Source organism: Streptomyces mirabilis (genome assembly GCF_018310535.1).
Lineage (GTDB): Bacteria > Actinomycetota > Actinomycetes > Streptomycetales > Streptomycetaceae > Streptomyces.
In genome coordinates this window covers 2,801,799-2,826,266 of sequence record NZ_CP074102.1, presented here as the reverse complement: position 1 = coordinate 2,826,266, position 24,468 = coordinate 2,801,799, and the positions used below count along the sequence as shown (strand labels likewise).

21 protein-coding genes are annotated in these 24,468 nt (G+C 68.3%); 17 read left to right on the top strand and 4 right to left on the bottom strand.

Features of this window, described 5'->3' with window-relative positions; all coding sequences use genetic code 11:
- The first annotated feature begins 56 nt into the window (after positions 1–56).
- From SMIR_RS12275 to SMIR_RS12260, 4 genes are read left to right on the top strand one after another with little or no spacing between them, the layout of a single operon-like run.
- The gene (locus SMIR_RS12275; protein ID WP_248003111.1) at positions 57–1,250 is read left to right on the top strand and encodes a glycoside hydrolase family 18 protein; all 1,194 of its coding nucleotides are present in this window, start codon (positions 57–59) and stop codon (positions 1,248–1,250) included.
- Positions 1,247–2,254 (top strand): phosphotransferase family protein, encoded by a 1,008-nt coding sequence (locus SMIR_RS12270; RefSeq protein ID WP_168495209.1) that lies wholly within the window; start codon positions 1,247–1,249, stop codon positions 2,252–2,254. The genes SMIR_RS12275 and SMIR_RS12270 overlap by 4 nt, the downstream gene beginning before the upstream one ends.
- Positions 2,255–2,302: 48 nt before the next feature.
- Positions 2,303–2,614 (top strand): hypothetical protein, encoded by a 312-nt coding sequence (locus SMIR_RS12265; protein WP_168495211.1) that lies wholly within the window; start codon positions 2,303–2,305, stop codon positions 2,612–2,614.
- Positions 2,611–2,952, top strand: coding sequence for a hypothetical protein (locus tag SMIR_RS12260; protein WP_168495213.1), 342 nt, complete (start codon positions 2,611–2,613; stop codon positions 2,950–2,952). Before SMIR_RS12265 ends, SMIR_RS12260 begins: the two co-directional genes overlap by 4 nt.
- On the opposite strand, the gene SMIR_RS12255 is transcribed toward SMIR_RS12260, so the two are convergent.
- From SMIR_RS12255 to SMIR_RS12240, 4 genes are read right to left on the bottom strand one after another with little or no spacing between them, the layout of a single operon-like run.
- Complete coding sequence (locus SMIR_RS12255; RefSeq protein ID WP_168495215.1) at positions 2,927–3,703, bottom strand: succinate dehydrogenase/fumarate reductase iron-sulfur subunit; 777 nt, start codon at positions 3,701–3,703, stop codon at positions 2,927–2,929. The genes SMIR_RS12260 and SMIR_RS12255 overlap by 26 nt on opposite strands.
- Positions 3,700–5,643 carry a fumarate reductase/succinate dehydrogenase flavoprotein subunit gene (locus SMIR_RS12250; protein WP_212726996.1) on the bottom strand — a complete coding sequence of 648 codons (1,944 nt, stop codon included), beginning with the start codon at positions 5,641–5,643 and terminating at the stop codon, positions 3,700–3,702. Before SMIR_RS12250 ends, SMIR_RS12255 begins: the two co-directional genes overlap by 4 nt.
- A gap of 17 nt (positions 5,644–5,660) precedes the next feature.
- Positions 5,661–6,482 (bottom strand): succinate dehydrogenase subunit SdhC, encoded by an 822-nt coding sequence (sdhC, locus tag SMIR_RS12245; protein WP_168495219.1) that lies wholly within the window; start codon positions 6,480–6,482, stop codon positions 5,661–5,663.
- Positions 6,483–6,506: 24 nt separating this feature from the next.
- Positions 6,507–6,797: an Rv0250c family protein gene (locus tag SMIR_RS12240; RefSeq protein ID WP_168495221.1), complete on the bottom strand. Its 291-nt coding sequence runs from the start codon at positions 6,795–6,797 to the stop codon at positions 6,507–6,509.
- 395 nt (positions 6,798–7,192) lie between these two features.
- Between SMIR_RS12240 and SMIR_RS12235 the strand changes: the two genes are divergently transcribed.
- The 13 genes from SMIR_RS12235 (at position 7,193) to SMIR_RS12175 (ending at position 24,384) form a co-directional block, all read left to right on the top strand.
- Entirely contained in the window at positions 7,193–9,361 is a 2,169-nt protein-coding gene (locus tag SMIR_RS12235; RefSeq protein WP_212726995.1) for an ABC transporter family substrate-binding protein, read from the top strand.
- A 181-nt stretch (positions 9,362–9,542) separates the two neighbouring features.
- Entirely contained in the window at positions 9,543–11,450 is a 1,908-nt protein-coding gene (gene typA / locus SMIR_RS12230) for a translational GTPase TypA (protein WP_168495225.1), read from the top strand.
- Between the two features lie 720 nt (positions 11,451–12,170).
- The gene (locus SMIR_RS12225; RefSeq protein ID WP_168495227.1) at positions 12,171–13,796 is read left to right on the top strand and encodes a peptide ABC transporter substrate-binding protein; all 1,626 of its coding nucleotides are present in this window, start codon (positions 12,171–12,173) and stop codon (positions 13,794–13,796) included.
- A gap of 154 nt (positions 13,797–13,950) precedes the next feature.
- The gene (locus SMIR_RS12220) at positions 13,951–14,883 is read left to right on the top strand and encodes an ABC transporter permease (RefSeq protein ID WP_168495229.1); all 933 of its coding nucleotides are present in this window, start codon (positions 13,951–13,953) and stop codon (positions 14,881–14,883) included.
- A complete protein-coding gene (locus SMIR_RS12215) occupies positions 14,876–15,823 on the top strand; it encodes an ABC transporter permease (protein WP_168495231.1) in 948 nt (315 codons plus the stop codon). Before SMIR_RS12220 ends, SMIR_RS12215 begins: the two co-directional genes overlap by 8 nt.
- 11 nt (positions 15,824–15,834) lie before the next feature.
- Positions 15,835–16,893, top strand: coding sequence for an ABC transporter ATP-binding protein (locus SMIR_RS12210; protein WP_099920801.1), 1,059 nt, complete (start codon positions 15,835–15,837; stop codon positions 16,891–16,893).
- Complete coding sequence (locus tag SMIR_RS12205; RefSeq protein WP_212726994.1) at positions 16,886–18,031, top strand: ABC transporter ATP-binding protein; 1,146 nt, start codon at positions 16,886–16,888, stop codon at positions 18,029–18,031. The genes SMIR_RS12210 and SMIR_RS12205 overlap by 8 nt, the downstream gene beginning before the upstream one ends.
- A gap of 124 nt (positions 18,032–18,155) precedes the next feature.
- Positions 18,156–18,539 (top strand): VOC family protein, encoded by a 384-nt coding sequence (locus tag SMIR_RS12200; protein WP_212726993.1) that lies wholly within the window; start codon positions 18,156–18,158, stop codon positions 18,537–18,539.
- A gap of 173 nt (positions 18,540–18,712) precedes the next feature.
- Positions 18,713–20,347, top strand: a complete 1,635-nt coding sequence (locus SMIR_RS12195; RefSeq protein WP_212726992.1) for a peptide ABC transporter substrate-binding protein — start codon at positions 18,713–18,715, stop codon at positions 20,345–20,347.
- A 73-nt stretch (positions 20,348–20,420) separates the two neighbouring features.
- Positions 20,421–21,344 carry an ABC transporter permease gene (locus SMIR_RS12190; protein ID WP_168495239.1) on the top strand — a complete coding sequence of 308 codons (924 nt, stop codon included), beginning with the start codon at positions 20,421–20,423 and terminating at the stop codon, positions 21,342–21,344.
- Entirely contained in the window at positions 21,337–22,323 is a 987-nt protein-coding gene (locus tag SMIR_RS12185; RefSeq protein WP_168495241.1) for an ABC transporter permease, read from the top strand. Before SMIR_RS12190 ends, SMIR_RS12185 begins: the two co-directional genes overlap by 8 nt.
- 5 nt (positions 22,324–22,328) lie before the next feature.
- On the top strand, positions 22,329–23,342 hold the full coding sequence (locus tag SMIR_RS12180) for an ABC transporter ATP-binding protein (RefSeq protein ID WP_212726991.1): 1,014 nt from the start codon (positions 22,329–22,331) through the stop codon (positions 23,340–23,342).
- Complete coding sequence (locus SMIR_RS12175; protein ID WP_168495245.1) at positions 23,335–24,384, top strand: ABC transporter ATP-binding protein; 1,050 nt, start codon at positions 23,335–23,337, stop codon at positions 24,382–24,384. The genes SMIR_RS12180 and SMIR_RS12175 overlap by 8 nt, the downstream gene beginning before the upstream one ends.
- Positions 24,385–24,468 lie beyond the last annotated feature (84 nt).

Here is a 24,468-nt window from a genome sequence, read left to right as displayed (position 1 = left end):
AGGCGGTGCCGCTTAAGGTACGGGAGATACGGGGGCGTACGGAGGGGGCACGGGGGATGGACAAGCAGCACACGGGGACCGGGGTGGAGCCGGTGGAGGAGACGACGGCGACACCGGCCGGGGCGGGGACGGACACCGGGGCGGGGACAGAGAGGGGAGCGGGCGGGCCGGAGGACGACGGGGGCCGTACCTCCCCGAGCCGTGTCCCCGCCTGGCTTCGAACGGTGGGCCGGGGCTGGCGGCACCCCCGCCTCCGCTGGCCCAAACGGGTCGCGCTCGCGCTCGTTCTGGTGTCGGTGCTCTCCCTGCTCGCCGTGGGCACCGCCCTGCGGGTCAACTACGCCGGAGACCCGGGCTCCGGTACCTGGACCAGGAACCGTGACGCCCTCTGGATGGGCCACGCCTGGGTGGACGGCCGGAAGAAGGACGCGGACGTCAAGGCGCTCGCGGAGCGGCTGCGGACGACCGGGATCCGGGATCTGTACGTGCACGCGGGACCGCTGGAGCACGACGGGACCCTGCCCGAGTCGGCGTACCCGAAGGCGCGTTGGCTGGTCGAGGCCGTGCACCGCGAACTGCCCGGCGTCCGCGTCCAGGCCTGGCTCGGCGACGTGCTCGCCACCGAGGGGGAGGTCGGGATGCGCCTGGAACGGGCGGCCACCCGGGCCGCCGTCGTCCGCTCCGCCGGACAGATCCTCGACGCCGGTTTCGAGGGCGCCCACTTCGACCTGGAGCCCCTGCACTCCGGCGACTCGAACTACCTTTCCCTGCTCGATGATCTGCGCCGCGTCACCCGGGCCCACGACGCCCAGCTCTCCGTCGCCGCCCACCAGATCGACCCGCTCCCGAACCTCCACTCCGTCGCGGGCGCCTTCACGGCACACCCCAAGTGGTGGTCCCAGTCGTTCTTCGGGCAGGTCGCCCGCCGGGTCGACCAGATCGCCGTGATGTCGTACGACACGGCGCTTCCGCTGGAGAGCCTGTACGGGGGTTACGTCGCCGAGCAGACCTCCCTTGCTCTCGAAGTCACCCCGAAATCGACCGACCTGCTGATGGGGCTGCCCTTCTACTACGAGGACAACATGGACCACCACGGCTCCGCCGAGACGGTCGCGGCGGCCGTCCGCGGCGCCCGCCTCGGTCTCTCCCGCACCGACCGCACCCGGGAACACTTCGGCGTCGCCCTGTACGTGGACTTCGCCGCCCGGGAGAAGGACTGGACGGCGTACGAGGAAGGCTGGGTCCGGTGACGGTCACCCGCAGACCGCTCACGAGGGACGAGCTGGCGCCCCTCGCCCGTGCCGCCCTCGGCCCGGCCCGGACGCTCACCGCTGTCACCCGTCTGCGCGGCGGCAGCAAGAAGGGTGTCTACCGGCTCCTCCTCGACGACGGCTCCAGCGCGGTCGCCTATGTCTGGGACCCGGCCGAGGACTACTGGGACGCGGAGCCGGCGGACCCCCGAGACTCCTTCTCGCACGCCTCCGGGCTCGACCTCTTCACCGCCGCGTACGACAGACTCACCGCCCTCGGCATCCGCACCCCCCGCCTGCTGTTCGCCGACCGCACACACACGCGCGTGCCCTCGGACGTTGCCGTGGTGGAGGACATACGCGGCGGCAGCCTGGAGGACCTGCTGCACCGCGACCCCGAGGCCGCCGCGGGGCCCCTGCGGGAACTGGCCGAGGCCCTGCGCACCCTGCACGCCCACCCCGCACCACGCCACGGAAAGGTCGCCGTCGTCGACAACGGCGGCAGCGCGCACGGCGGTTCGTGCGAGCAGGTCGTCCTCGAACGGGCGCTGGCCGACCTGGCGGAGGCCAGCGCACGCGACCCCCGGATCGCCGCCGTACGCGAGGCCCTGCACGACCGTCTGCACACCCTCGCCGAGAGGGTCCGCCCGCGCAGCCGCGTCGGCCTGGTCCATGGCGAACTCGGCCCGGACCACGTGCTCGTGGACGAGCACGGCCACCCCGTCCTCATCGACATCGAGGGCCTGCTCTACTTCGACGCCGAGTGGGAGCACGTCTTCCTGCGACAGCGCTTCCACCACGGCTACGACGCCTACGCAGCACTGCGCGCCGACGGCCTCGACGAGGACCGGCTGCGCCTCTACCGCCTGGCCATGCACCTCTCACTGGTCGCGGGCCCGCTCCGGCTCCTCGACGGCGACTTCCCGGATCCGGAGTTCATGCGGGCGATCGCGGAACACAGCATCGGGCAGACCCTCACGCTGCTGGAGAACCCCGTGCCATGATCTGAGGGCGCGCGCCGGTTCGGCGCGCTCTGGGGGAGGGGGAAGCCCGTGCACCTGTATCTGGTGGCCTTCGCCGCGCTGGCCATGACCGGCGCGGCGCTGATGGGGATCGCCGGGATCGTCACGGGCTGGGTGCCGCCCTGGCTGCGCCCCCGTGTCTTCCGGCCGAAGCTGTGGGGGTACGGCTCGGTGGTGGGGGCCGTCGGGATGTCCCTGTACTTGTTCATCGGCCCGTTCCGAGGGCCCGACCTCGGCATGGCGCCCTTCGCGATGACCGGTATGGCCCTGTTCATCGCGGGGCTCGTGCTCCAGATAGCCTCCCGGAGTCCCGGTCGCGCCGACGCCCCCGAACGCCGATGACAGGGCCCTGGCTCTTCGCCGCAGGCCTCGGCGAGGGCGTGGTCCTCGGACTCGCGGCGGCCGTCGGGATCGTCGCCGTGCGCGGCGGCCGGGTGCCGGGCTGGGAGCGTCGCCCCGTCGTCCGGCGCCGCCTGTGGGGCCAGGGCGCGCTGGTGCTGACGGCGGCTCTCGCCCTCGAGTCGCTGAGTCTGGCCTTCCCAGGCCCCGGCTTCCTCCAGTTCGCCGTCGCCGTCGTGAGCGGCGCGGGCCTGATCACCGGGGCCGCCCTGATGTACCGGGCGACCCGAGACCGCCGCCGCGGCCCCACCGCTCCTACGACGACGAATCCCGCCTCCTGATCTTCGACCCCAGCCACACCAGCGGGTCGTACTTGCGGTCGACCGCCCGTTCCTTCAGGGGGATCAGGGCGTTGTCCGTGATCTTGATGCCCTCGGGGCAGACCTCCGTGCAGCACTTGGTGATGTTGCAGTAGCCGAGGCCGTGTTCGTCCTGGGCGGTGCGCTTGCGGTCCAGGCCGGTGTCGGCGGCCGAGTCCAGCGGGTGCATGTCCAGTTCGGCGACGCGCATCAGGAAGCGCGGGCCCGCGAACGCCGCTTTGTTCTCCTCGTGATCGCGCACGACATGGCAGGTGTCCTGGCACAGGAAGCACTCGATGCACTTGCGGAACTCCTGCGAGCGGTCCACGTCCTCCTGCTGCATGCGGTACTCGCCGGGGCCGAGACCGGCCGGGGGGACGAACGCGGGGACCTGCCGCGCCTTCGCGTAGTTGAAGCCGACGTCCGTGACGAGATCCCTTACGACCGGGAAGGCGCGCAGCGGTGTGACGGTGATCGTCTCCTCCCGCGTGAACACCGACATGCGCGTCATGCACATCAGCCGGGGGCGCCCGTTGATCTCCGCCGAGCACGAACCGCACTTGCCCGCCTTGCAGTTCCAGCGGACGGCCAGGTCCGGGGCCTGGGTCGCCTGGAGCCGGTGGATGATGTCCAGCACCACCTCACCGTCGTTGACCTCGACCGCGAAGTCCTCCAGGCCGCCGCCCTTCGCATCCCCGCGCCACACCTTGAAGCGGGCCTCGTAGCTGCTCACTCGTAGAGCTCCTCTTCGGCGAGGTACTTGACCAGCTCCTCCTTCTCGAAGAGGGCGAGCAGGTCGGGACGAATGGGTTCGGTGCTCTCGCGGCTGAGGTCGATCTGGCCGTGCACCGGGTCGGTGGCCGCCAACCCGCCCGTGGGATCCGTGAGTTGACACAGGAGGTTGACGCGACGCCAGGTCCGCTCCATCGTCGGATGGTCCTCGCGGGTGTGGCCGCCGCGTGACTCCGTGCGCTCCAGGGCGGCGCGGGCCACGCACTCGCTGACCAGGAGCATGTTGCGCAGGTCGAGGGCGAGGTGCCAGCCGGGGTTGAACTGCCGGTGGCCCTCGACTCCGGCCCGCCGTGCCCGTACCCGCAGCTCCGCGAGTTTCTCCAGGGCCTGTTCCATCTCGGCCTCGCGGCGGATGATGCCGACCAGGTCGTTCATGGTCTGCTGGAGTTCCTGGTGGAGGGTGTAGGGGTTCTCGGGCGGGCGTCCGCTCTCCGTACCGGGCTCCGGACCCTCGGCCGAGAAGGGCCGCAGGGCCTCGGCCGCCGCCGTGTCGATCTGGATGTCGTCCACGGGCGGGCGGTCCCCGGCCAGGTCGGCGGCGTACTCGGCGGCGTGCAGTCCCGCCCGTCGCCCGAAGACCAGCAGGTCGGAGAGGGAGTTGCCGCCGAGCCGGTTGGAACCGTGCATGCCGCCCGCGACCTCACCGGCGGCGAACAGCCCCGGTACGCCGCGCGCGGCGGCCGAGTCCGACTCGACCGCGATGCCGCCCATCACGTAGTGACAGGTGGGCCCGACCTCCATCGCCTCCGCCGTGATGTCGACGTCCGCGAGCTCCTTGAACTGGTGGTACATGGAGGGCAGCCGGCGCCTGATCACCTCGGCGGGCATCCGGGTCGACACATCGAGGAAGACCCCGCCGTGCGGTGACCCGCGACCCGCCTTCACCTCGGAGTTGATGGCGCGGGCGACCTCGTCACGCGGCAGCAGCTCCGGGGGACGCCGGTTGTGGTCCGGGTCCTCGTACCAGCGGTCGCCCTCCTCCTCGGACTGCGCGTACTTCTCCTTGAAGACGTCCGGGATGTACTCGAACATGAACCGCTTGCCCTCGGAGTTCCTGAGCACCCCGCCGTCCCCGCGCACCGACTCGGTGACCAGGATCCCCTTCACCGACGGTGGCCAGACCATGCCCGTCGGATGGAACTGCACGAATTCCATGTTGAGCAGCGGCGCTCCGGCGAGCAGCGCGAGGGCGTGTCCGTCGCCCGTGTACTCCCACGAGTTCGACGTCACCTTGAACGACTTGCCGATACCGCCGGTGGCGATGACGACGGAGGGAGCTTCGAGCACGAAGAAGCGCCCGGACTCGCGCTCGTAGCAGAACGCCCCGGAGACGCGACTGCCGTCCTTCAGCACCCTTGTGACGGTGCACTCCTGATACACCTTCAGCCGGCTCTCGTACTCGCCCGTCTCCTTCATGTCCTCCTGCTGGAGCGACACGATCTTCTGCTGGAGAGTCCGGATGAGCTCGAGCCCGGTCCGGTCGCCGACGTGTGCGAGCCGTGGGTACTCGTGGCCGCCGAAGTTGCGCTGCGAGATCCGCCCGTCCTTCGTACGGTCGAAGAGGGCGCCCCAGGTCTCCAGCTCCCACACCCGGTCCGGGGCCTCCTGCGCGTGCAGTTCGGCCATCCGCCACTGGTTGAGGAACTTGCCGCCCCGCATGGTGTCGCGAAAATGGACCTGCCAGTTGTCGTGCTCGTTGGCGTTGGCCATGGCCGCCGCGATGCCGCCTTCGGCCATCACCGTGTGCGCCTTGCCGAACAGCGACTTGCAGATCACGGCCGTACGGGCGCCTCGTTCGCGCGCCTCGATGGCGGCGCGCAGTCCGGCGCCCCCGGCACCGACCACGACGACGTCCCACTCCTGCCGGTCGACCACGGACATCAGAAGGCCCCACTCATCTAGAAGAAGCGCGGATCGTCGAAGGCGCCGGACGCGAGCAGATACACGTAGAAGTCGGCGAGCGCCACGCTGATCAGCGACGCCCACGCGAGCAGCATGTGACGGGCGTTCAGCTTCCCGACCCACTGCCACATCCGGTACCGCACGGGATGTTTGGAGAAGTGCTTGAGCTTGCCGCCGACGATGTGCCGGCAGGAGTGGCAGGACAGGGTGTACGCCCAGATCAGCGTGATGTTGAGCAGGAAGACCAGGGTGCCCAGGCCCATGTGGCCCCAGCGGTAGTGCTCGTCGCGGAAGGAGAGCACGGTGTCGTAGGTCAGGATCCCGGCGACGACGATCGCGGCGTAGAAGAAGTACCGGTGGATGTTCTGCAGGATGAGCGGGAAGCGGGTCTCGCCGGTGTACTTCTTGTGCGGTTCCGCCACCGCGCAGGCCGGGGGCGACAGCCAGAAGCCGCGGTAGTAGGCCTTGCGGTAGTAGTAGCAGGTCAGCCTGAAGCCGAGCGGGAAGATCAGGATGATGATGGCGGGGGAGATGCCCCACCAGCTCCCGAAGAGGTCCGCGTTCGGGCCCGCGTGCATCGTCCGGCACCGCTCGGCCAGACAGGGCGAGTAGAACGGCGAGACGTACGGCGCCGAGTAGTAGTTCGTGTCCGCGAACGCGCGCCAGGTCGAGTACACCACGAAGGCCAGCAGCCCGACCGCGGTGACGGCGGGCGCCAGCCACCAGCGGTCGGTGCGCAGATGCGGGGCGGTGATCGCGGCGCGCGTACCGGTCCGTACGCCGCCGCTGTTCGGATGTGGTTCCGTACCAGTGGTCAAGGGAGAGCTCCGGTCGGGGTCGGGTCAGGGGGCGTGCCGGTCGCGGGCGCCGAGACCCTCGTCGTCCGAGTCCGTCCACAAGGCGTTGTCGTACGGAGTGTCGGGGATGGCCACGAGATCGGGGCGCCGCGGCGAGGTGACGCCGTGGGCCGTCTCGCGCAGCAGCGCGACGCTCTCGCGCAGATGGTCGGCGTCGGCACGGACGCGGCGCATCTCGAGCCCGCCGCTGCCGATTTGCTGTTCCAGGCGGCCCACCGACCGGTTCAGGTCTTCGAGGCAGCGCTGCACTGACATCAGGTCGTCTTGCACGGACATGACGTGACCTCACTTCCGTGGGCCGTCTGGGCCCTGGGTGGCAACGTTCATGCGCCTGCGAGTGTTGCGCGTCACACCTGCCGGTGTGAAGGGACGTGCACCAATTGGCGGGCGTGCGCTGGGGGCGCCGTCCCCTGGGGGTTGCGCCCCCAGACCCCCGCTTCGGCTTGAACGGTCTCGTCCTCAAACGCCGGACGGGCTGAATCGAGTCGGCCGGCGTTACGCCGCACGGGTGTGCTTGCTCTCGCTCCTCGCGTGTCGCCACCGGCAGGCGAACCCTTTCCTCTTCAGTGGGTCCGTAGATCTGATCAACTCCTTATATCGGTAAATATACCGCCAAACATGATCAGAAACCCTGTTCGCCCGCGGAGCGGCTTGTCCTGGAGGTATCAGAGATGTCCCACGACGGCGTCGGACTGCGCGCGGTGATGCGCTCGGTCGCGTTCCTCACCGCGGGCGCACTCGCGGTACCCGCCCTCACCGCGTGCAGCGCGGACGAGGAGGTCGCCAAGCCCGTCGCCGCGCAGGACATCGCGCCCGCGACCCGCGACCGCATCGAGGACGGCGGCACCCTCCGGTGGGCGGTGGACGCCGTACCGCAGACCCTCAACACCTTCCAGGCGGACGCCGACGCCGGCACCTCCCGGATCGCCGGCGCCGTACTGCCGTCCCTGTACCGCCTCGACTCCAACGGCATCCCCCAGCTCAACCCCGACTACCTCGAATCGGCCAAGATCGTCGAGAGCGAGCCCAAGCAGGTCGTCCTCTACAAGCTCAACCAGCAGGCCGTCTGGAGCGACGGCCGCGAGATCGGCGCCGCCGACTTCGCCGCCCAGTGGCGTGCCCTGTCCGGCAAGGACAGCGCGTACTGGACGGCCCGCAACGCCGGCTACGACCGCATCGAGAAGATCGAGCAGGGCAAGAACAACCTGGAGGTCCGCGTCACCTTCAGCCGCCCCTACGCCGACTGGAAGTCGCTCTTCTCACCGCTGTACCCCAAGGACGTGATGGGCACCGCGGACGCCTTCAACGACGGGGCGCGCACCAAGCTCCAGGCCACCGCGGGCCCGTTCACCCTCCAGAAGATCGACCACAAGGACGGCCAGGTCCTCCTCACCCGCAACCCGCACTGGTGGGGCCGCCCCGCCAAGCTCTCCGAGATCGCGCTGGTCGCCGTCCCGCGCGACAAGCGGGCCGAGGCGCTCGCCGCCGACAAGGTCGACCTGGCCGAGATCGACCCCGAAGAGGCGGGCCGGATCACGCTCGCCGCCCGCGACAAGGGGACCACCCCGCCGCAGGGTCCGGGGGTCGCGTCCGACGAGACCAAGGCCCGCAAGGAGCAGAGCGCGGTGATCGCGACGTACGCCCGTCAGCAGACGGCCCTGCGCGACTTCGTGGTCCGCAAGTCCCTCGAGCCCGCCTACACCCAGCTGGCCCTGAACGGCTCCGAGGGCCCGCTCGCCGACGAGCGCGTCCGTCGCGCCGTCGCCCGCGCCATCAACCGCGACGAACTCGCCAAGGCCGTCCTGGGCCCGCTGGGCCTGCCCGCCGTCCCGGTCGGCAGCCATCTCGCGCTCTCCGGCCAGCCGGCCTACGCCGACAACAGCGGCGCGCTCGGCGGTCAGGACACCAAGGAGGCGCAGGCGCTGCTGGCGGATGCCGGATGGGTGCCCGGGGGACCGGTGAACGAGCAGCAGCAGAAGAAGGACAAGGACAAGGCGGCCGGGCCCGAGGGCAAGAAGGCGGACTCCGACGCCGACGCGGACGACGGGACGTTCATCGTCGGCGAGGACGACAAGAACGGCGAAGCCGGCCGGGACAAGAAGGACCCGAAGGACCACGCCGATAAGCAGGGGAAGCAGCACGCGGACGACCAGGCCGACAAGCACCTGGACGGCAGGCAGTACGCCCCCAAGGACAACCGGCAGGGCGGAGCGCCGGGCGCCTACGCGCCCAAGGGCACGGCCGCCCCGGCGGGCGCCGCGGCCGGCGCGCTCGCCAAGGACGGCAAGGCGCTGACGCTGCGCTTCGTCCTGCCCTCGGGTCCCGGTTCGGACTCGCTGCGCACGGTCGCCGACCAGATCTCCCGGATGCTGGAGCGCATCGGCATCCGGACCGAGACGACCAAGGTGCCGGACGACAGCTATTTCAAGGACCACATCGCTTCAGGCCAGTACGACCTGGCGCTGTACTCCTGGCCCGCCTCGGCCTTCCCCGCCACCGACGCCCGCCCGATCTACGCGAAGCCGGTCCCGGCAGCCGACGGCTCCCTCGCCGTCGAGCAGAACTACACCAGGGTCGGAACCGACCAGGTCGACCAGCTCTTCGACCAGGCCATCGCGACGCTGGACGAGGACGAGTCGCGTTCCCTGGTCCGCAAGGCCGACGCCCGGATCTGGGCCGCCGCCGGATCGATTCCCCTCTATCAGCGCCCCCAGCTCACAGCCACCCGCCTGAACCTCGCCAACGCCGGTTCCTTCGGATTCCAGACCCCCCTCTACGAGGACATGGGCTTCCTGAAGAAGGGCGTGCAGGGGGGAACGGCAACAAAGAAGGACAAGTAAGAAGGGCACGTAAGAAGGGCGAGCAAGGTCGCCCACGGCCTCCGCGGACTAGCCCGCGGAGGCCGTGCCCGTCAAGGCCACGTACCATGGGGTAAGGCCGTGGCGTGTCCAGCCCGGCAGGGTCCGCGTAGCACTGACGTACGCGCAGGCCGTCCACTCACTCCGGGAGAAGCGCCTCAATATGGCCACGCGCCACGACATCCGCAACGTCGCCATCGTCGCCCACGTCGACCATGGCAAGACCACCCTGGTCGATGCCATGCTCAAGCAGGCCGGTGCCTTCGCCGCGCACGCCGCCGAGTCGCTTGACGACCGCATGATGGACTCGAACGACCTGGAGCGTGAGAAGGGCATCACGATCCTGGCCAAGAACACGGCCGTGAAGTACCACCCGAAGGATGGTGGTGAGGTCATCACCATCAACATCATCGACACCCCGGGCCACGCCGACTTCGGTGGCGAGGTCGAGCGCGGTCTGTCGATGGTGGACGCGGTCGTCCTCCTCGTGGACGCCTCCGAGGGTCCGCTGCCGCAGACCCGCTTCGTGCTGCGCAAGGCGCTGCAGGCCCGCCTGCCCGTCATCCTGTGCATCAACAAGACGGACCGTCCCGACTCGCGCATCGACGAGGTCGTGAACGAGGCGTACGACCTCTTCCTCGACCTGGACGCCGACGAGGACCAGATCGAGTTCCCGATCGTCTACGCGTGTGCGCGTGACGGCGTCGCCTCCCTGACCAAGCCGGAGAATGGCACGGTCCCGCAGGACAGCGACAACCTGGAGCCGTTCTTCACCACGATCCTGGAGTCCGTCCCGGCCCCGTCCTACGACGAGTCCGCCCCGCTCCAGGCGCACGTCACCAACCTGGACGCTGACAACTTCCTCGGCCGTATCGCGCTGCTCCGCGTCGAGCAGGGCGAGCTGCGCAAGGGCCAGACCGTCACGTGGATCAAGCGCGACGGCTCGATGTCCAACGTGCGCATCACCGAGCTGCTGATGACCGAGGCGCTCACCCGCAAGCCGGCCGAGAAGGCGGGCCCGGGTGACATCTGCGCGGTCGCCGGTATCCCGGACATCATGATCGGCGAGACGCTTGCCGACCCCGAGAACCCGATCGCGCTGCCGCTGATCACGGTCGACGAGCCGGCCATCTCGATGACCATCGGTACGAACACCTCGCCGCTGGTCGGCCGCGGCGGCACCGGCAAGGGCGCCACCGCCAAGGCCGCGGTCAAGGACCGCAAGGTCACCGCCCGCCAGGTCAAGGACCGTCTCGACCGCGAGCTGGTCGGTAACGTCTCGCTGCGGGTGCTGGACACCGAGCGTCCGGACGCCTGGGAGGTCCAGGGCCGTGGTGAGCTCGCGCTCGCCATTCTGGTCGAGCAGATGCGCCGCGAGGGCTTCGAGCTGACCATCGGCAAGCCGCAGGTGGTCACCCAGATGATCGACGGCAAGGTCCACGAGCCGGTCGAGCGCATGACGATCGACGTGCCCGAGGAGCACATGGGCGCGGTCACGCAGCTCATGGGCGTCCGCAAGGGCCGCATGGACAACATGTCGAACCATGGCTCGGGCTGGGTCCGCCTGGAGTTCGTCGTTCCCTCCCGCGGCCTCATCGGCTTCCGGACCGAGTTCCTGACCGGTACGCGCGGCACGGGCATCGCCCACTCCATCCACGAGGGCCACGAGCCGTGGTTCGGCACGCTCACGACCCGTAACAACGGTTCGCTGGTCGCCGACCGCTCCGGCGCCGTCACCGCGTTCGCGATGACGAACCTCCAGGAGCGCGGTGTGCTGTTCACCGACCCCGGCACCGAGGTGTACGAGGGCATGATCGTCGGCGAGAACTCGCGTGCCGACGACATGGACGTGAACATCACCAAGGAGAAGAAGCTCACCAACATGCGCTCGGCCGCCGCCGACTCGTTCGAGGCGATCGTGCCGCCGCGCAAGCTCTCCCTGGAGCAGTCCCTCGAGTTCTGCCGCGACGACGAGTGCGTCGAGGTGACCCCGGAGGCCGTGCGCATCCGCAAGGTCGTCCTCGACCAGAAGGAGCGCGGTCGCAGCGCCAGCCGCGCCAAGCACGGCTGACCTCGGCCGTTCCGCAGTGATTTCGGGCACCTCGCATTCGCGGGGTGCCCGACGCGTTGGGGGGCGCGCCGAGCGCGACGCGCGGTTTGCGCCGCGGTACGGGGCTGCGATAGGGCGGAGAGCGAGGGGAGGGTAGGGAAAACCCTTCATTACGGAGGAGTAGTCCTCCAAATTGGCCGGTTCCCACTACCCTGCAATCACGTGGGTCCCGGCCGCACGGCGCGTCTTGGTGCCGTGATCACACCGTCGGGGACGCACTCGCTTGATCAGCGAACGGCCTTGTCGTGGAAGCCCGTTGACCGCGCAGAGGGGCAGTTGCCTCCGCCGGTCCGGGGTGGGTGGGCACGCCGATGGCACCCCCACATGACGGCCACGATAGCCGCAACCCCTTTTTTCGCTCCGACCGTCCGCAATGCGGACGGTCGAGACCGATAGATGTGTAACAAGTCCGTTTCGCAGGGATCTTTCAGCAAACCCTTTGTCCGGATTTTGGAAGAAGTAGGCGACAGGTGTGATCGAACCGAGACCTTGTGAGTGTGGTCGGGGTCTGGCCCATGGCAGATAGTTAGGCGCGTAGAGCTCGGATCAACGGGCCATACGCCTTCAGGTGGCGTCGGCTTGCGAGCGCAGGGGGCACCAGCACTTTCTCCGTCCCAAGTGTCGGCAATGTGACTAGTGCTCCCTTTTGCGGTGAACCAATGGACTCATGAGGAGGAACCCATGCGCGGTGCCAAGAGCGCCAAGTGGGTCGCGATAGCCGCGGTTGTGGCGCTGGGAGCGACCGCCTGTGGTGGTGGCGGTGGCGACAAGGGCAGCGACAGCAAGGCCGCCGTCGACCCGGCCGGTAAGTTCTCGGTCGAGGTGGGCGAGCCGCAGAACCCGCTGCAGCCGGCCAACACCATGGAGTCCAACGGCAGCATTGTCATCAAGTCGCTCTTCTCGCAGCTCGTGAGCTACGACGACAAGGGCAACATCGTCTACGTGAACGCGCAGTCGGTGGACACGAAGGACAACAAGACCTTCACGGTCAAGCTGAAGTCGGGCTGGAAGTTCCACGACGGCACCCCGGTGACCGCCACGTCCTACGTCAAGGCGTGGAACTGGGCTGCCGCCCCGGCGAACAAGCAGACCAACAGCTTCTGGTTCTCCGACATCGCGGGCTACGACGACGTCGCCCCGGCGAAGGGGAAGCCGAAGGCCACGACGATGTCCGGTCTGAAGGTCGTCGACGACAGCACCTTCACGATCACGCTGACCAAGGCGATCCCCTACTACGTCTACAAGCTCGGCTACGAGGTCTTCTCGCCGCTGCCCGAGTCCTTCTACAAGGACCCGAAGGCCGCGGGCGAGCACCCGATCGGCAACGGCCCGTACAAGTTCGTCAGCTGGGCGCACAAGAAGCAGATCGAGGTCGCCAAGTTCGACGGCTACCAGGGTCCGGACAAGGCCAAGAACGGTGGTGTGCTCTTCAAGAACTACACCAACCTGGAGACGGCCTACGAGGACCTGAAGTCGGGCAACGTCGACGTCCTGCGTCAGATCGCCCCGAAGGACCTGCCGGTCTACAAGTCGGACCTCGGCAGCCGCGCGGTGGACAAGGCGTACTCGGCGATCCAGACCATCGCGCCGGCCTTCTACACCAAGCAGTGGAAGAACATCGACCCGAAGGTCCTGCAGGGCCTGTCGATGGCGATCGACCGCGCCACCATCACCAAGACGGTGCTCCAGGGCACCCGCGAGCCCGCCACCGGCTGGGTCGCGAAGGGCGTCCTCGGCTACGAGCCCAACGCCGGCGGCGACGTCTTCACGTACAACCCGACCAAGGCCAAGCAGCTCATCAAGGACGGCGGCGGCGTCCCGGGCAACGCCATCACCATCCAGTACAACGCGGACGGCGGCCACAAGGAGTGGGTGGAGGCGGTCTGCAACTCGATCACCAACGCCACCGGCGTCAAGTGCGCGGGTGACTCCAAGGCCGACTTCCAGGCCGACCTCAACGCGCGTGACGCCCAGCAGGTCAAGTCCATGTACCGCAGTGGCTGGGTGCTCGACTTCCCGATGAACGCCAACTTCATCCGTGACCTGTACGGCAGCAAGTCGGACGGCAACCAGAGCGGCTTCTCGAACAAGAAGATCGACGCCGACATCGCCGCGGCCGACACCGCCAGCTCGCTCGCGGACTCGGAGAAGAAGTACCAGGACATCGAGAAGGAGCTCGTCAACTACATGCCGAGCATTCCGCTCTGGTACTACAAGGTCAACGCGGGCTACTCGGACAAGGTCACCGGCGTCGCGTACGCCCAGGACGGCGACCCGATCCTGACCGGCGTTCAGGTCAAGAAGTAACCGCAATCAGCCCGTGATCCCGGGTGCGGCGCCGCCTCGTGCGCCGCGCCCGGGGGGACGGCAGCGGCCGGGGGGCCCTTTCCACGCGCATCGTTCAGGGGTGCGCGGGGAAAGGGCCCGTCGGCTGTCGTCGTAGTAACTACATGGAGGCACGATGGGGCGCTACGTCGCACGACGACTGCTCCAGATGATCCCGGTCTTCATCGGGACAACCCTGCTGATCTTTCTCATGGTCTACGCCCTGCCCGGCGACCCCGTGCGAGGCCTGTTCGGCGACAAGGGCGGAAGCCCTGCCGTCATCGCCTCACTGAGACATCAGTACGGCCTGGACCAGCCGATCCTGGTGCAGTACTACCACTACATGAAGGACATGATCCTTCACTTCGACTTCGGCACGCAGATCGCGAGCGGCCGCCCCGTCACGGACGTGCTCGGCGAGGCGTTCCCGGTGACCCTCCGTCTTGGCGGGCTGGCCTTCGCCATCGAGTTGGTCCTGGGCATGGCCCTGGGCATCTGGGCGGGCCTGCGTGCCGGGCGGTTCGCGGACAACGCGATCCTGCTGGTCTCGCTGCTGCTGATCTCCGTTCCGGTGTTCGTTCTCGGCTTCATCCTGAAGGTCGTCTTCGCCTTCCAGCTCAACTGGCTGCCGCCGAACGTGAACGACTCCACGAACTTCAACGAGTTGCTGATGCCGGCGTTCGTCCTCGCGACCGCCTCGCTGGCCTATGTGACCCGGCTCACCCGTACGTCGGTCGCCGAGAACCTGCGCGCCGACTACATCCGTACCGCCGTCGCCAAGGGCCTGCCCCGGCGTCGTGTGGTGGGCGTCCACCTCATGCGCAACTCGCTGATCCCCGTGATCACCTACCTGGGCACCGACATCGGCGCGCTGATGGGCGGAGCCGTCGTCACCGAGGGCCTGTTCAACATCCAGGGCATCGGCGGCACGATCTACCAGTCCATCGTGCGGCGTGAAGGCACCACGCTCGTCGGCCTGGTGACCATCCTGGTGCTGGTCTACCTCCTCGCCAGCCTGCTCGTCGACCTGCTGTACGCGGTCCTGGACCCGAGGATTCGCTATGCCTGACGTGACCAAGACCGACGTTCAGACGGCGGTGGCGACCGAGGGCGAGGCCACTCCGGTGGCGGTCCCCGTGACCAAGCCGGAGAAGTCCCGCAGCCTGTGGGGCGACGCCTGGAACGACCTCCGGCACAGCTGGATCTTCGGTGTCTCGGCGGTGCTGATCGTGCTGCTGCTGACCATCACCTTCTTCCCGGGGCTGTTCACCGACACCGACCCGATCAAGGGCGACCTGGCCAAGCACTTCCTGCAGAAGCCGAAGCTGGGCCATGTGTTCTCCGCGGACTGGCTGGGCTACGACCAGCAGGGCCGCAGCGTCTACGCCCGCACCATCTACGGCACCCGGGCCTCCGTGGCCGTGGGCTTCGGCACCACCCTCGCGGTGACGGTCGTGGGTGGCCTGATGGGCATGATCGCCGGATACTTCGGCGGCATCGTCGACTCGATCCTGTCGCGTCTGACGGACGTCTTCTTCGGCATCCCGTTCCTGCTCGCCACCATGGTCGTGCTGACCTCCTTCCCGGACCGCACGACCTGGGTCGTCATCGGCGCGCTGGCCGCCTTCGGCTGGACGCAGATCGCCCGTGTGATGCGCGGCGCGGTGATCACCACGAAGCAGGCCGACTACGTACACGCGGCCAAGGCCCTGGGCGCGAGCACCCCGCGGATCATGTTCCGGCACATCCTGCCGAACACCCTCGCCCCCGTGATCGTCGTCTCCACCATCTCGCTCGGCGTCTACATCTCCGCCGAGGCGACCCTGTCCTTCCTGGGCCTCGGCCTCAACGGCGTGTCCTGGGGCAACGACATCTCGGACGGCGGCAACCAGATCCGCGTGGCGCAGTGGATCATGCTCTATCCGTCGATCATGCTCAGCATCACGGTGCTGGCGTTCATCATGCTCGGTGAGGCCGTCCGTAACGCCCTCGACCCGAAGCTGCGCTGAGGGAGGCGTACGTGACCATCATCGAAGACTCCGTCCCGGTGCCCGCCCCGCGTAAGGGCGGCACCGACGACGGGCCGCTGCTCGAAGTGCGTGACCTGCACGTCGAGTTCCACACCCGCGAGGGCGTGGCCAAGGCGGTCAACGGTGTCAACTACAGCGTCAGTGCGGGCGAGACGCTCGCCGTGCTCGGCGAGTCCGGCTCCGGCAAGTCCGTGACCGCGCAGGCGATCATGGGCATCCTCGACATGCCGCCGGCGAGGATCCCGCAGGGTGAGATCCTCTTCCGCGGCCAGGACATGCTCAAGATGTCCGGCGAGGAGCGCCGCAAGATCCGCGGCCAGAAGATCGCCATGATCTTCCAGGACGCGCTCAGCTCGCTCAACCCGGTCCTGTCCGTCGGCTACCAGCTCGGCGAGATGTTCCGGGTGCACCAGGGCCTCTCCAAGAAGGAGGCCAAGGCCAAGGCGATCGAGCTGATGGACCGGGTGAAGATCCCGGCCTCCGCGGCCCGCGTGAACGACTACCCGCACCAGTTCTCGGGCGGTATGCGCCAGCGCATCATGATCGCGATGGCGCTGGCCCTGGAGCCGGACCTGATCATCGCGGACGAGCCCACCACGGCGCTCGACGTGACGGTCCAGGCCCAGGTCATGGACCTGCTCGCGGACCTTCAGCGCGAGTACAACATGGGCCTGATCCTGATCACCCACGACCTCGGCGTCGTCGCCGACGTCGCGGACAAGATCGCCGTGATGTACGCGGGCCGGATCGTGGAGCGTGCCCCGGTCCACGAGCTGTACAAGCGCCCCGCGCACCCGTACACGCGGGGTCTGCTGGACTCGATCCCGCGCCTGGACCAGAAGGGCCAGGAGCTGTACGCGATCAAGGGTCTGCCGCCCAACCTGCTGCGCATCCCGACCGGTTGCGCCTTCAACCCGCGCTGCCCCAAGGCCCAGGACATCTGCCGTACGGACGTCCCGGCGCTGCTCCCGGTCAGCGAGCAGGACGGCACCGAGCTGGTCGGCCGCGGTTCGGCCTGCCACTTCTGGAAGGAGACGATCCATGGCTGAGCTCAGCAAGAACGACGAGCAGGAGGCCACCCCGAACGTCTCCGACGTGGAGGTCGTCGACGCCCACTCCGAGGCGGAGGCGGTCGCGGCGATCGAGGCGCCCGTCGACCGTGGCGAGCCGATCCTGCAGGTGCGCAACCTGAAGAAGCACTTCCCGCTCACCCAGGGCATCCTGTTCAAGCGGCAGATCGGCGCGGTGAAGGCCGTCGACGGTATCTCGTTCGACCTGTACCAGGGTGAGACGCTGGGCATCGTGGGCGAGTCCGGCTGTGGCAAGTCCACCGTGGCCAAGCTCCTGATGAACCTGGAGCGGGCCACCGCGGGCGAGATCTTCTACAAGGGCCAGGACATCACCAAGCTGTCCGGGCGCGCCCTGAAGGCCGTGCGCCGCAACATCCAGATGGTCTTCCAGGACCCGTACACCTCGCTCAACCCCCGCATGACGGTGGGCGACATCATCGGTGAGCCCTTCGACATCCACCCCGAGGTGGCTCCGAAGGGCGACCGGCGGCGCAAGGTCCAGGACCTGCTGGACGTGGTCGGCCTCAACCCCGAGTACATCAACCGCTACCCGCACCAGTTCTCCGGCGGTCAGCGTCAGCGCATCGGCATCGCCCGTGGTCTCGCGCTCAACCCCGAGATCATCATCTGCGACGAGCCGGTGTCGGCGCTGGACGTGTCGGTGCAGGCGCAGGTCATCAACCTGATGGAGCGGCTCCAGGACGAGTTCAACCTGTCCTACCTCTTCATCGCGCACGACCTGTCGATCGTCCGGCACATCTCGGACCGGGTCGGCGTCATGTACCTCGGCAAGATGGCGGAGATCGGCAGCGACGAGCAGATCTACGACCACCCGACGCACCCCTACACCCAGGCGCTGCTGTCGGCCGTCCCGGTGCCGGACCCGGAGGCCCGTGAGCACCGCGAGCGGATCATCCTGACCGGTGACGTGCCGTCCCCGGCCAACCCGCCGTCCGGCTGCAGCTTCCGCACCCGCTGCTGGAAGGCCCAGGACAAGTGCTCCGTGGAGATCCCGATCCTCGCGGTGCCCGAGGTGTTCATGGGCGTGGACTCGCCTGCGGCGCATGAGTCGGCGTGCCACTTCGCCGAGGAGAAGGACATCGTGCACGCGTCCTGAGCACCACGCGTCCCGTGATCGACCGGCCGGTTCCCGGCACCGCCACCGCGGTGCCGGGAACCGTCTTTTTCGGGTGAGGGAAGATCGGGCGGGGAAAGATCGGGCGAGGGCCGGGTGGGGGAAGATGCTGCATCACGTCGAACTGTGGGTGCCGGACCTGGAGCGCACGGTCCGCTCCTGGGGATGGCTGCTGGAGCGCCTGGGCTGTGAGCCGTACCAGGAGTGGCCGCAGGGCCGCAGCTGGCGCCGGGGCGAGACCTATCTCGTCGTCGAGCAGTCGCCCGCGCTGAGGACGGACTCCCACGACCGCCTGCGCCCCGGCCTGAACCACCTCGCCTTCCACGTGCCGGACCGCACCGAACTCGACCGGCTTGTGGCCGAAGCACCCAGCCACGGCTGGTCGCCCCTCTTTTCGGACCGCTATCCGCACGCGGGCGGCCTGGAGCACTGCGCCGCGTATCTGGAGGACGCGGACGGCTTCGAGGTGGAGTTGGTGGCGCGCGCCTGACGCATGTCGCGCCTGACCCATGTCGCGCCTGACCCATGTCGCGCTGACACATATGGGTGTGCGATCCCACGTACGGGTGGGCTGAATGTGCGGTATGCGCCTTACCGGTTGATATTGGCCGGTAATGGAACAGCGCCGCGGCGCTGGCGGCAGCGCACTCTGGGAGGCACTCCATGCGTGGAGCGACGCACGCCAAATGGGCCGCCGGCGCGGCGGCGGTGGCCCTCGTGGCGACCGCCTGCGGTGGCGGGGGCGGCGGGGGTGGCGGCAGTGGCGGCGCGTCCGGAGTGCTCAGTTCCTCCTGGGGAGATCCGCAGAACCCGCTGGAGCCGTCCAACACCAACGAGGTGCAGGGCGGCAAGGTCCTCGACATGATCTTCCGGGGTCTGAAGCGGTACGACGCCAGGACCGGCGCTGCCCAGAACATGCTGGCGCAGAAGATCGACACCTCGGACTCGCAGAACTTCACGATCACCGTCAAGGACGGCTGGAAGTTCAGCAACGGAGAGCCCGTCACCGCCCAGTCCTTCGTGGACGCCTGGAACTACGGGGCCAGTCTCAAGAACAACCAGAAGAACGCCTACTTCTTCGGGTACATCGAGGGCTACGACAAGGTCCACCCCGAGACGGGAACGCAGAGCGCGGACACGCTGTCGGGACTGAAGGTCACCGGCGCCCACACCTTCACCGTCAAGCTCAACCAGAAGTTCTCGACGTTCCCCGACACCCTCGGCTACGTGGCCTTCGCGCCGCTGCCCAAGGCGTTCTTCAGCGACCACGCGGCCTGGCTGAAGAAGCCGATCGGCAACGGGCCCTACACCGTCGACTCGTACGCCAAGGGCTCGATGATGTCCCTGCGGAAGTGGGACGCGTACCCGGGGACGGACAAGGCGCAGAACGGCGGGGTGGACCTGAAGGTCTACACGGACAACAACACCGCCTACACCGACCTGATGGCGGGCAACCTCGACCTCGTCGACGACGTGCCCGCCGCTCAGCTCAAGAACGTGAAGAGCGACCTCGGCGGCCGGTACATCAACACCCCGGCCGGCATCATCCAGACCATCGCCTTCCCGTTCTACGACAAGGCCTGGGACAAGAGCGGCATGGAGAACGTCCGCAAGGGCCTGTCCATGGCGATCAACCGGGACCAGATCACCAGCACGATCTTCCAGAAGACCCGCACCCCGGCCTCCGACTGGACCTCACCGGTGCTCGGCGCGGCCGGCGGCTTCCAGGACGGCCTGTGCGGCGCCTCCTGCCGGTACGACCCCGCGCAGGCGAAGAAGCTGATCCAGGACGGCGGCGGACTGCCCGGCGGCCAGATCAAGATCTCGTACAACGCGGACAGCGGCTCCCACAAGGAGTGGATCGACGCCGTCTGCAACTCCATCAACAACGCGATGGGCAACGACAAGGCCTGCGTCGGCAACCCCGTCGGCACCTTCGCCGACTTCCGCAACCAGATCGGGCAGCACAAGATGCCGGGTCCCTTCCGGGCCGGCTGGCAGATGGACTACCCGCTGATCCAGAACTTCCTTCAGCCGCTGTACTACACGAACGCCTCCTCCAACGACGGCAAGTGGTCCAACAAGGACTTCGACAAGCTCGTCGACCAGGCGAACGCCGAGACCGACAAGGCCAAGGCCATCCAGCTCTTCCAGCAGGCCGAAGGGGTCGTACGGGACAACATGGCCGCCATCCCGCTCTGGTACCAGAACGGCAGCGCGGGCTACTCGGACAGGATCTCGGGCGTGGCGCTCAACCAGTTCAGCGTGCCCGTCTACAACGAGATCAAGGTCAGCTGAGCCGTCCACGGGGCAAGCGACGGGTTGCTGAAGCGAACCCGGGCGCGGGCCCCGTACAACCTCCGGAGCCCTCATGGGACGGTATGTGATCCGGCGTCTGCTCCAGATGATCCCGGTCTTCATCGGCGCCACGCTCTTGATCTTCCTGATGGTGAACGTGATGGGCGACCCCATCGCGGGGCTGTGCGGCGAGCGGCAGTGCGACCCAGCCACCGCCGCCCAGCTGCGCAAGGAGTTCGGCCTCGACAAGCCGCTGTGGCAGCAATACCTCACGTACATGGGCAATGTCTTCACCGGCGACTTCGGCACCGCCTTCACCGGGCAGCCGGTCACCGAGCTGATGGCGACCTCCTTCCCCGTCACCATCCGGTTGACGATCGTCGCCATCCTCTTCGAGATCGTCATCGGCATCCTGCTGGGCGTCGTCACCGGGCTGCGCCGCGGCCGGCCCGTCGACACCGGTGTCCTGCTGCTCACCCTCGTCGTCATCTCCATCCCGACCTTCGTCACCGGATTGCTTTTGCAACTGCTCTTCGGTGTCGAGTGGGGCTGGATCAGACCTTCGGTCTCCCCGGACGCCACCTTCGGCGAACTGATCGTGCCCGGACTGGTCCTCGCCTCCGTCTCCCTCGCCTACGTCACCCGGCTCACCCGGACCTCCATCGCCGAGAACAAGAGGTCCGACTACGTCCGTACGGCCGTCGCCAAGGGCCTGCCCCGGCACCGGGTGATCACCAAGCACCTGCTGCGCAACTCGCTGATCCCCGTGGTCACCTTCATCGGCACGGACATCGGCGCGCTCATGGGCGGCGCGATCGTCACCGAGCGGATCTTCAACATCCACGGCGTCGGCTACCAGCTCTACCAGGGGATCGTGCGGCAGAACACCCAGACCGTGGTCGGCTTCGTGACCGTCCTCGTGCTCGTCTTCCTGGTCGCCAACCTGCTCGTCGACCTCCTCTACGCCGTACTCGACCCGAGGATCCGCTATGCCTGAGCAGCCGCCGCCGTACCGGCGGGAGGGCGCCATCGCCGCGACCGGCGCGGGCGGCGCCATGGACCTCGCCACGAGCGAGGGCGCCACCCTGGAGCGGACGCCCGGCGGTCCCGAGGGCACGGGCCCTCAGGAGAAGCCCAGGAGCCTGTGGTCCGACGCCTGGCGCGATCTGCGGCGCAACCCCGTCTTCATCGTCTCCGGGCTCCTCATCCTCTTCCTGGTCGTCATCTCCCTGTGGCCCTCGCTGATCGCCACCCAGAACCCCCTCAAGTGCGACCTCGCCAAGGCCCAGGAGGGCTCGCAGCCGGGACACCCCTTCGGGTTCGACGGGCAGGGCTGCGACGTCTACACACGGGTGGTGTACGGAACCCGCGTCTCGATCAGCGTCGGCGTCTGCGCGACCCTCGGCGTCGCGATCCTCGGCTCGGTGCTCGGCGGGCTCGCCGGGTTCTTCGGCGGAGTGGGCGACTCGGTCCTCTCCCGGATCACCGACATCTTCTTCGCGATCCCTGTCGTGCTCGGAGGCCTGGTCCTCCTCTCCGTGGTGACCAGCAACACCATCTGGCCGGTCATCGGGTTCATGGTGCTGCTCGGCTGGCCCCAGATCTCCCGGATCGCGCGCGGCTCCGTCATCACCATCAAGCAGAACGACTACGTCCAGGCCGCCCGCGCCCTCGGTGCCTCGAACTCCCGGCTGATGCTGCGGCACATCACCCCCAACGCCGTCGCGCCGGTCATCGTCGTCGCCACCATCGCGCTCGGCACCTACATCGCGCTGGAGGCGACGCTCTCCTACCTCGGTGTGGGCCTGAAGCCCCCCACGGTCAGCTGGGGCATCGACATCTCCTCGGCCTCCGCCTACATCCGCACGGCCCCGCACATGCTGCTGTGGCCCGCCGGCGCCCTCGCGATCACCGTGCTCGCGTTCATCATGCTCGGCGACGCGGTGCGCGACGCCCTCGACCCGAAGCTGAGGTGACGGCCGTGCTGCTCGAAGTACGCGATCTGCACGTGGAGTTCCGCACCCGGGACGGGGTCGCCAAGGCCGTCAACGGGGTCGACTACGGCGTGGACGAGGGCGAGACGCTTGCCGTCCTCGGCGAGTCCGGCTCGGGAAAGTCCGTCACCGCGCAGGCCGTGATGGGCATCCTCGACATGCCACCCGGGAGGATCACCGGCGGCGAGATCCTCTTCCAGGGCCGGGACCTGCTGAAGCTCAAGGAGGACGAGCGGCGCAAGGTCCGCGGCGCCGAGATGGCGATGATCTTCCAGGACGCGCTGTCCTCCCTCAACCCCGTGCTCAGCGTCGGCGACCAGCTCGGCGAGATGTTCACCGTGCACCGGGGAATGTCCCGCAAGGACGCCCGCGCCAAGGCGATCGAGCTGATGGACCGGGTGCGCATCCCGGCCGCCGCCGACCGGGTGCGCGACTATCCGCACCAGTTCTCCGGCGGTATGCGCCAGCGCATCATGATCGCCATGGCGCTGGCCCTGGAGCCCGCCCTGATCATCGCCGACGAGCCGACCACCGCCCTCGACGTGACCGTCCAGGCCCAGGTCATGGACCTGCTCGCCGAGTTGCAGCGCGAGCTCGACATGGGGCTCATCCTCATCACCCACGACCTCGGCGTCGTCGCGGACGTCGCCGACCGGATCGCCGTCATGTACGCGGGCCGGATCGTCGAGTCCGCGCCGGTCCGCGACATCTACAAGGCCCCCGCCCACCCGTACACCAAGGGCCTCCTGGAGTCGATCCCGCGCCTCGACCAGAAGGGCCAGGAGCTCTACGCGATCAAGGGCCTGCCACCCAACCTGATGCACATCCCGCCCGGCTGCGCCTTCAACCCGCGCTGTCCGATGGCTCAGGACATCTGCCGCACCGAGGTGCCGCCGCTGTTCGAGGTGGACCGTGCAGAGGCGGACCGTGCAGAGGCGGACCAGGAAGCCGGGGCCCGCACCAGCGCCTGCTTCTTCTGGCGGGAGTGCCTCGATGGCTGAGGCGATTCTGGAGGTCAGCGGCCTGGTCAAGCACTACCCGCTGACGCGGGGGATCCTCTTCAAGAAGCAGATCGGCGCGGTCAGGGCCGTCGACGGAGTCGACTTCGAACTCGCCGCGGGCGAGACCCTCGGCATCGTCGGCGAGTCCGGCTGCGGCAAGTCGACGGTCGCCAGGATGCTGGTCAACCTGGAGAAACCGACGGACGGGACGATCAAGTACAAGGGCGAGGACATCACCAAACTGTCCGGCAAGGCGCTCAAGGCCGTACGCCGCAACATCCAGATGGTCTTCCAGGACCCATACACCTCGCTCAACCCCCGCATGACCGTCGGCGACATCATCGGGGAGCCCTACGAGATCCACCCCGAGGTCGCGCCCAAGGGCGACCGCAGGAGACGCGTCCAGGACCTGTTGGACGTGGTCGGCCTCAACCCCGAGTACATCAACCGCTACCCGCACCAGTTCTCCGGCGGCCAGCGCCAACGCATCGGCATCGCACGGGGGTTGGCGCTGCGCCCCGAGATCATCGTCGCCGACGAGCCCGTCTCCGCGCTCGACGTCTCGGTGCAGGCGCAGGTGATCAACCTGATGGAGCGGCTCCAGGACGAGTTCGACCTGAGCTACGTCTTCATCGCGCACGACCTCTCCATCGTGCGGCACATCTCCGACCGGGTCGGCGTGATGTACCTCGGACGGATCGTGGAGACCGGCAGGGACGCCGAGATCTACGACCACCCGACGCACCCGTACACGCAGGCCCTGCTCTCCGCCGTGCCCGTACCCGACCCGGAGGCCCGCGAACGCCGGGAGCGGATCATCCTCGCCGGAGACGTGCCCTCCCCGGCGAACATCCCCTCCGGCTGCCGCTTCCGCACCCGCTGCTGGAAGGCCCAGGAGCGCTGCGCGCTGGAGGTGCCGCTGCTCGCGGTGCCCGCGGAGTTCCGCTTCGTGGTGGGCCCGGCCGCGCACGACTCGGCCTGCCACTTCGCGGAGGAGAAGCGGGTCGTACCGCCGGAGGAACCGCCCGAGCGGGCGACATAACCCCGCAAATGCTGGCGAACTTCGTTAACACGCAGGCAACTTGGCCGAAGCGGCACCGATATACGGACGCGTCAAGGTAATCAG

What these genes read in the sequence shown, in the direction of transcription:
- SMIR_RS12275 (WP_248003111.1), top strand. Translation starts at nt 57, where the DNA reads ATGGACAAGCAGCACACGGGGACCGGGGTGGAGCCGGTGGAGGAGACG.
- SMIR_RS12260 (WP_168495213.1), top strand. Translation starts at nt 2,611, where the DNA reads ATGACAGGGCCCTGGCTCTTCGCCGCAGGCCTCGGCGAGGGCGTGGTC.
- SMIR_RS12250 (WP_212726996.1), bottom strand. Translation starts at nt 5,643, where the DNA reads ATGTCCGTGGTCGACCGGCAGGAGTGGGACGTCGTCGTGGTCGGTGCC.
- SMIR_RS12240 (WP_168495221.1), bottom strand. Translation starts at nt 6,797, where the DNA reads ATGTCCGTGCAAGACGACCTGATGTCAGTGCAGCGCTGCCTCGAAGAC.
- SMIR_RS12235 (WP_212726995.1), top strand. Translation starts at nt 7,193, where the DNA reads ATGTCCCACGACGGCGTCGGACTGCGCGCGGTGATGCGCTCGGTCGCG.
- typA (WP_168495225.1), top strand. Translation starts at nt 9,543, where the DNA reads ATGGCCACGCGCCACGACATCCGCAACGTCGCCATCGTCGCCCACGTC.
- SMIR_RS12225 (WP_168495227.1), top strand. Translation starts at nt 12,171, where the DNA reads ATGCGCGGTGCCAAGAGCGCCAAGTGGGTCGCGATAGCCGCGGTTGTG.
- SMIR_RS12220 (WP_168495229.1), top strand. Translation starts at nt 13,951, where the DNA reads ATGGGGCGCTACGTCGCACGACGACTGCTCCAGATGATCCCGGTCTTC.
- SMIR_RS12215 (WP_168495231.1), top strand. Translation starts at nt 14,876, where the DNA reads ATGCCTGACGTGACCAAGACCGACGTTCAGACGGCGGTGGCGACCGAG.
- SMIR_RS12205 (WP_212726994.1), top strand. Translation starts at nt 16,886, where the DNA reads ATGGCTGAGCTCAGCAAGAACGACGAGCAGGAGGCCACCCCGAACGTC.
- SMIR_RS12200 (WP_212726993.1), top strand. Translation starts at nt 18,156, where the DNA reads ATGCTGCATCACGTCGAACTGTGGGTGCCGGACCTGGAGCGCACGGTC.
- SMIR_RS12195 (WP_212726992.1), top strand. Translation starts at nt 18,713, where the DNA reads ATGCGTGGAGCGACGCACGCCAAATGGGCCGCCGGCGCGGCGGCGGTG.
- SMIR_RS12190 (WP_168495239.1), top strand. Translation starts at nt 20,421, where the DNA reads ATGGGACGGTATGTGATCCGGCGTCTGCTCCAGATGATCCCGGTCTTC.
- SMIR_RS12185 (WP_168495241.1), top strand. Translation starts at nt 21,337, where the DNA reads ATGCCTGAGCAGCCGCCGCCGTACCGGCGGGAGGGCGCCATCGCCGCG.
- SMIR_RS12175 (WP_168495245.1), top strand. Translation starts at nt 23,335, where the DNA reads ATGGCTGAGGCGATTCTGGAGGTCAGCGGCCTGGTCAAGCACTACCCG.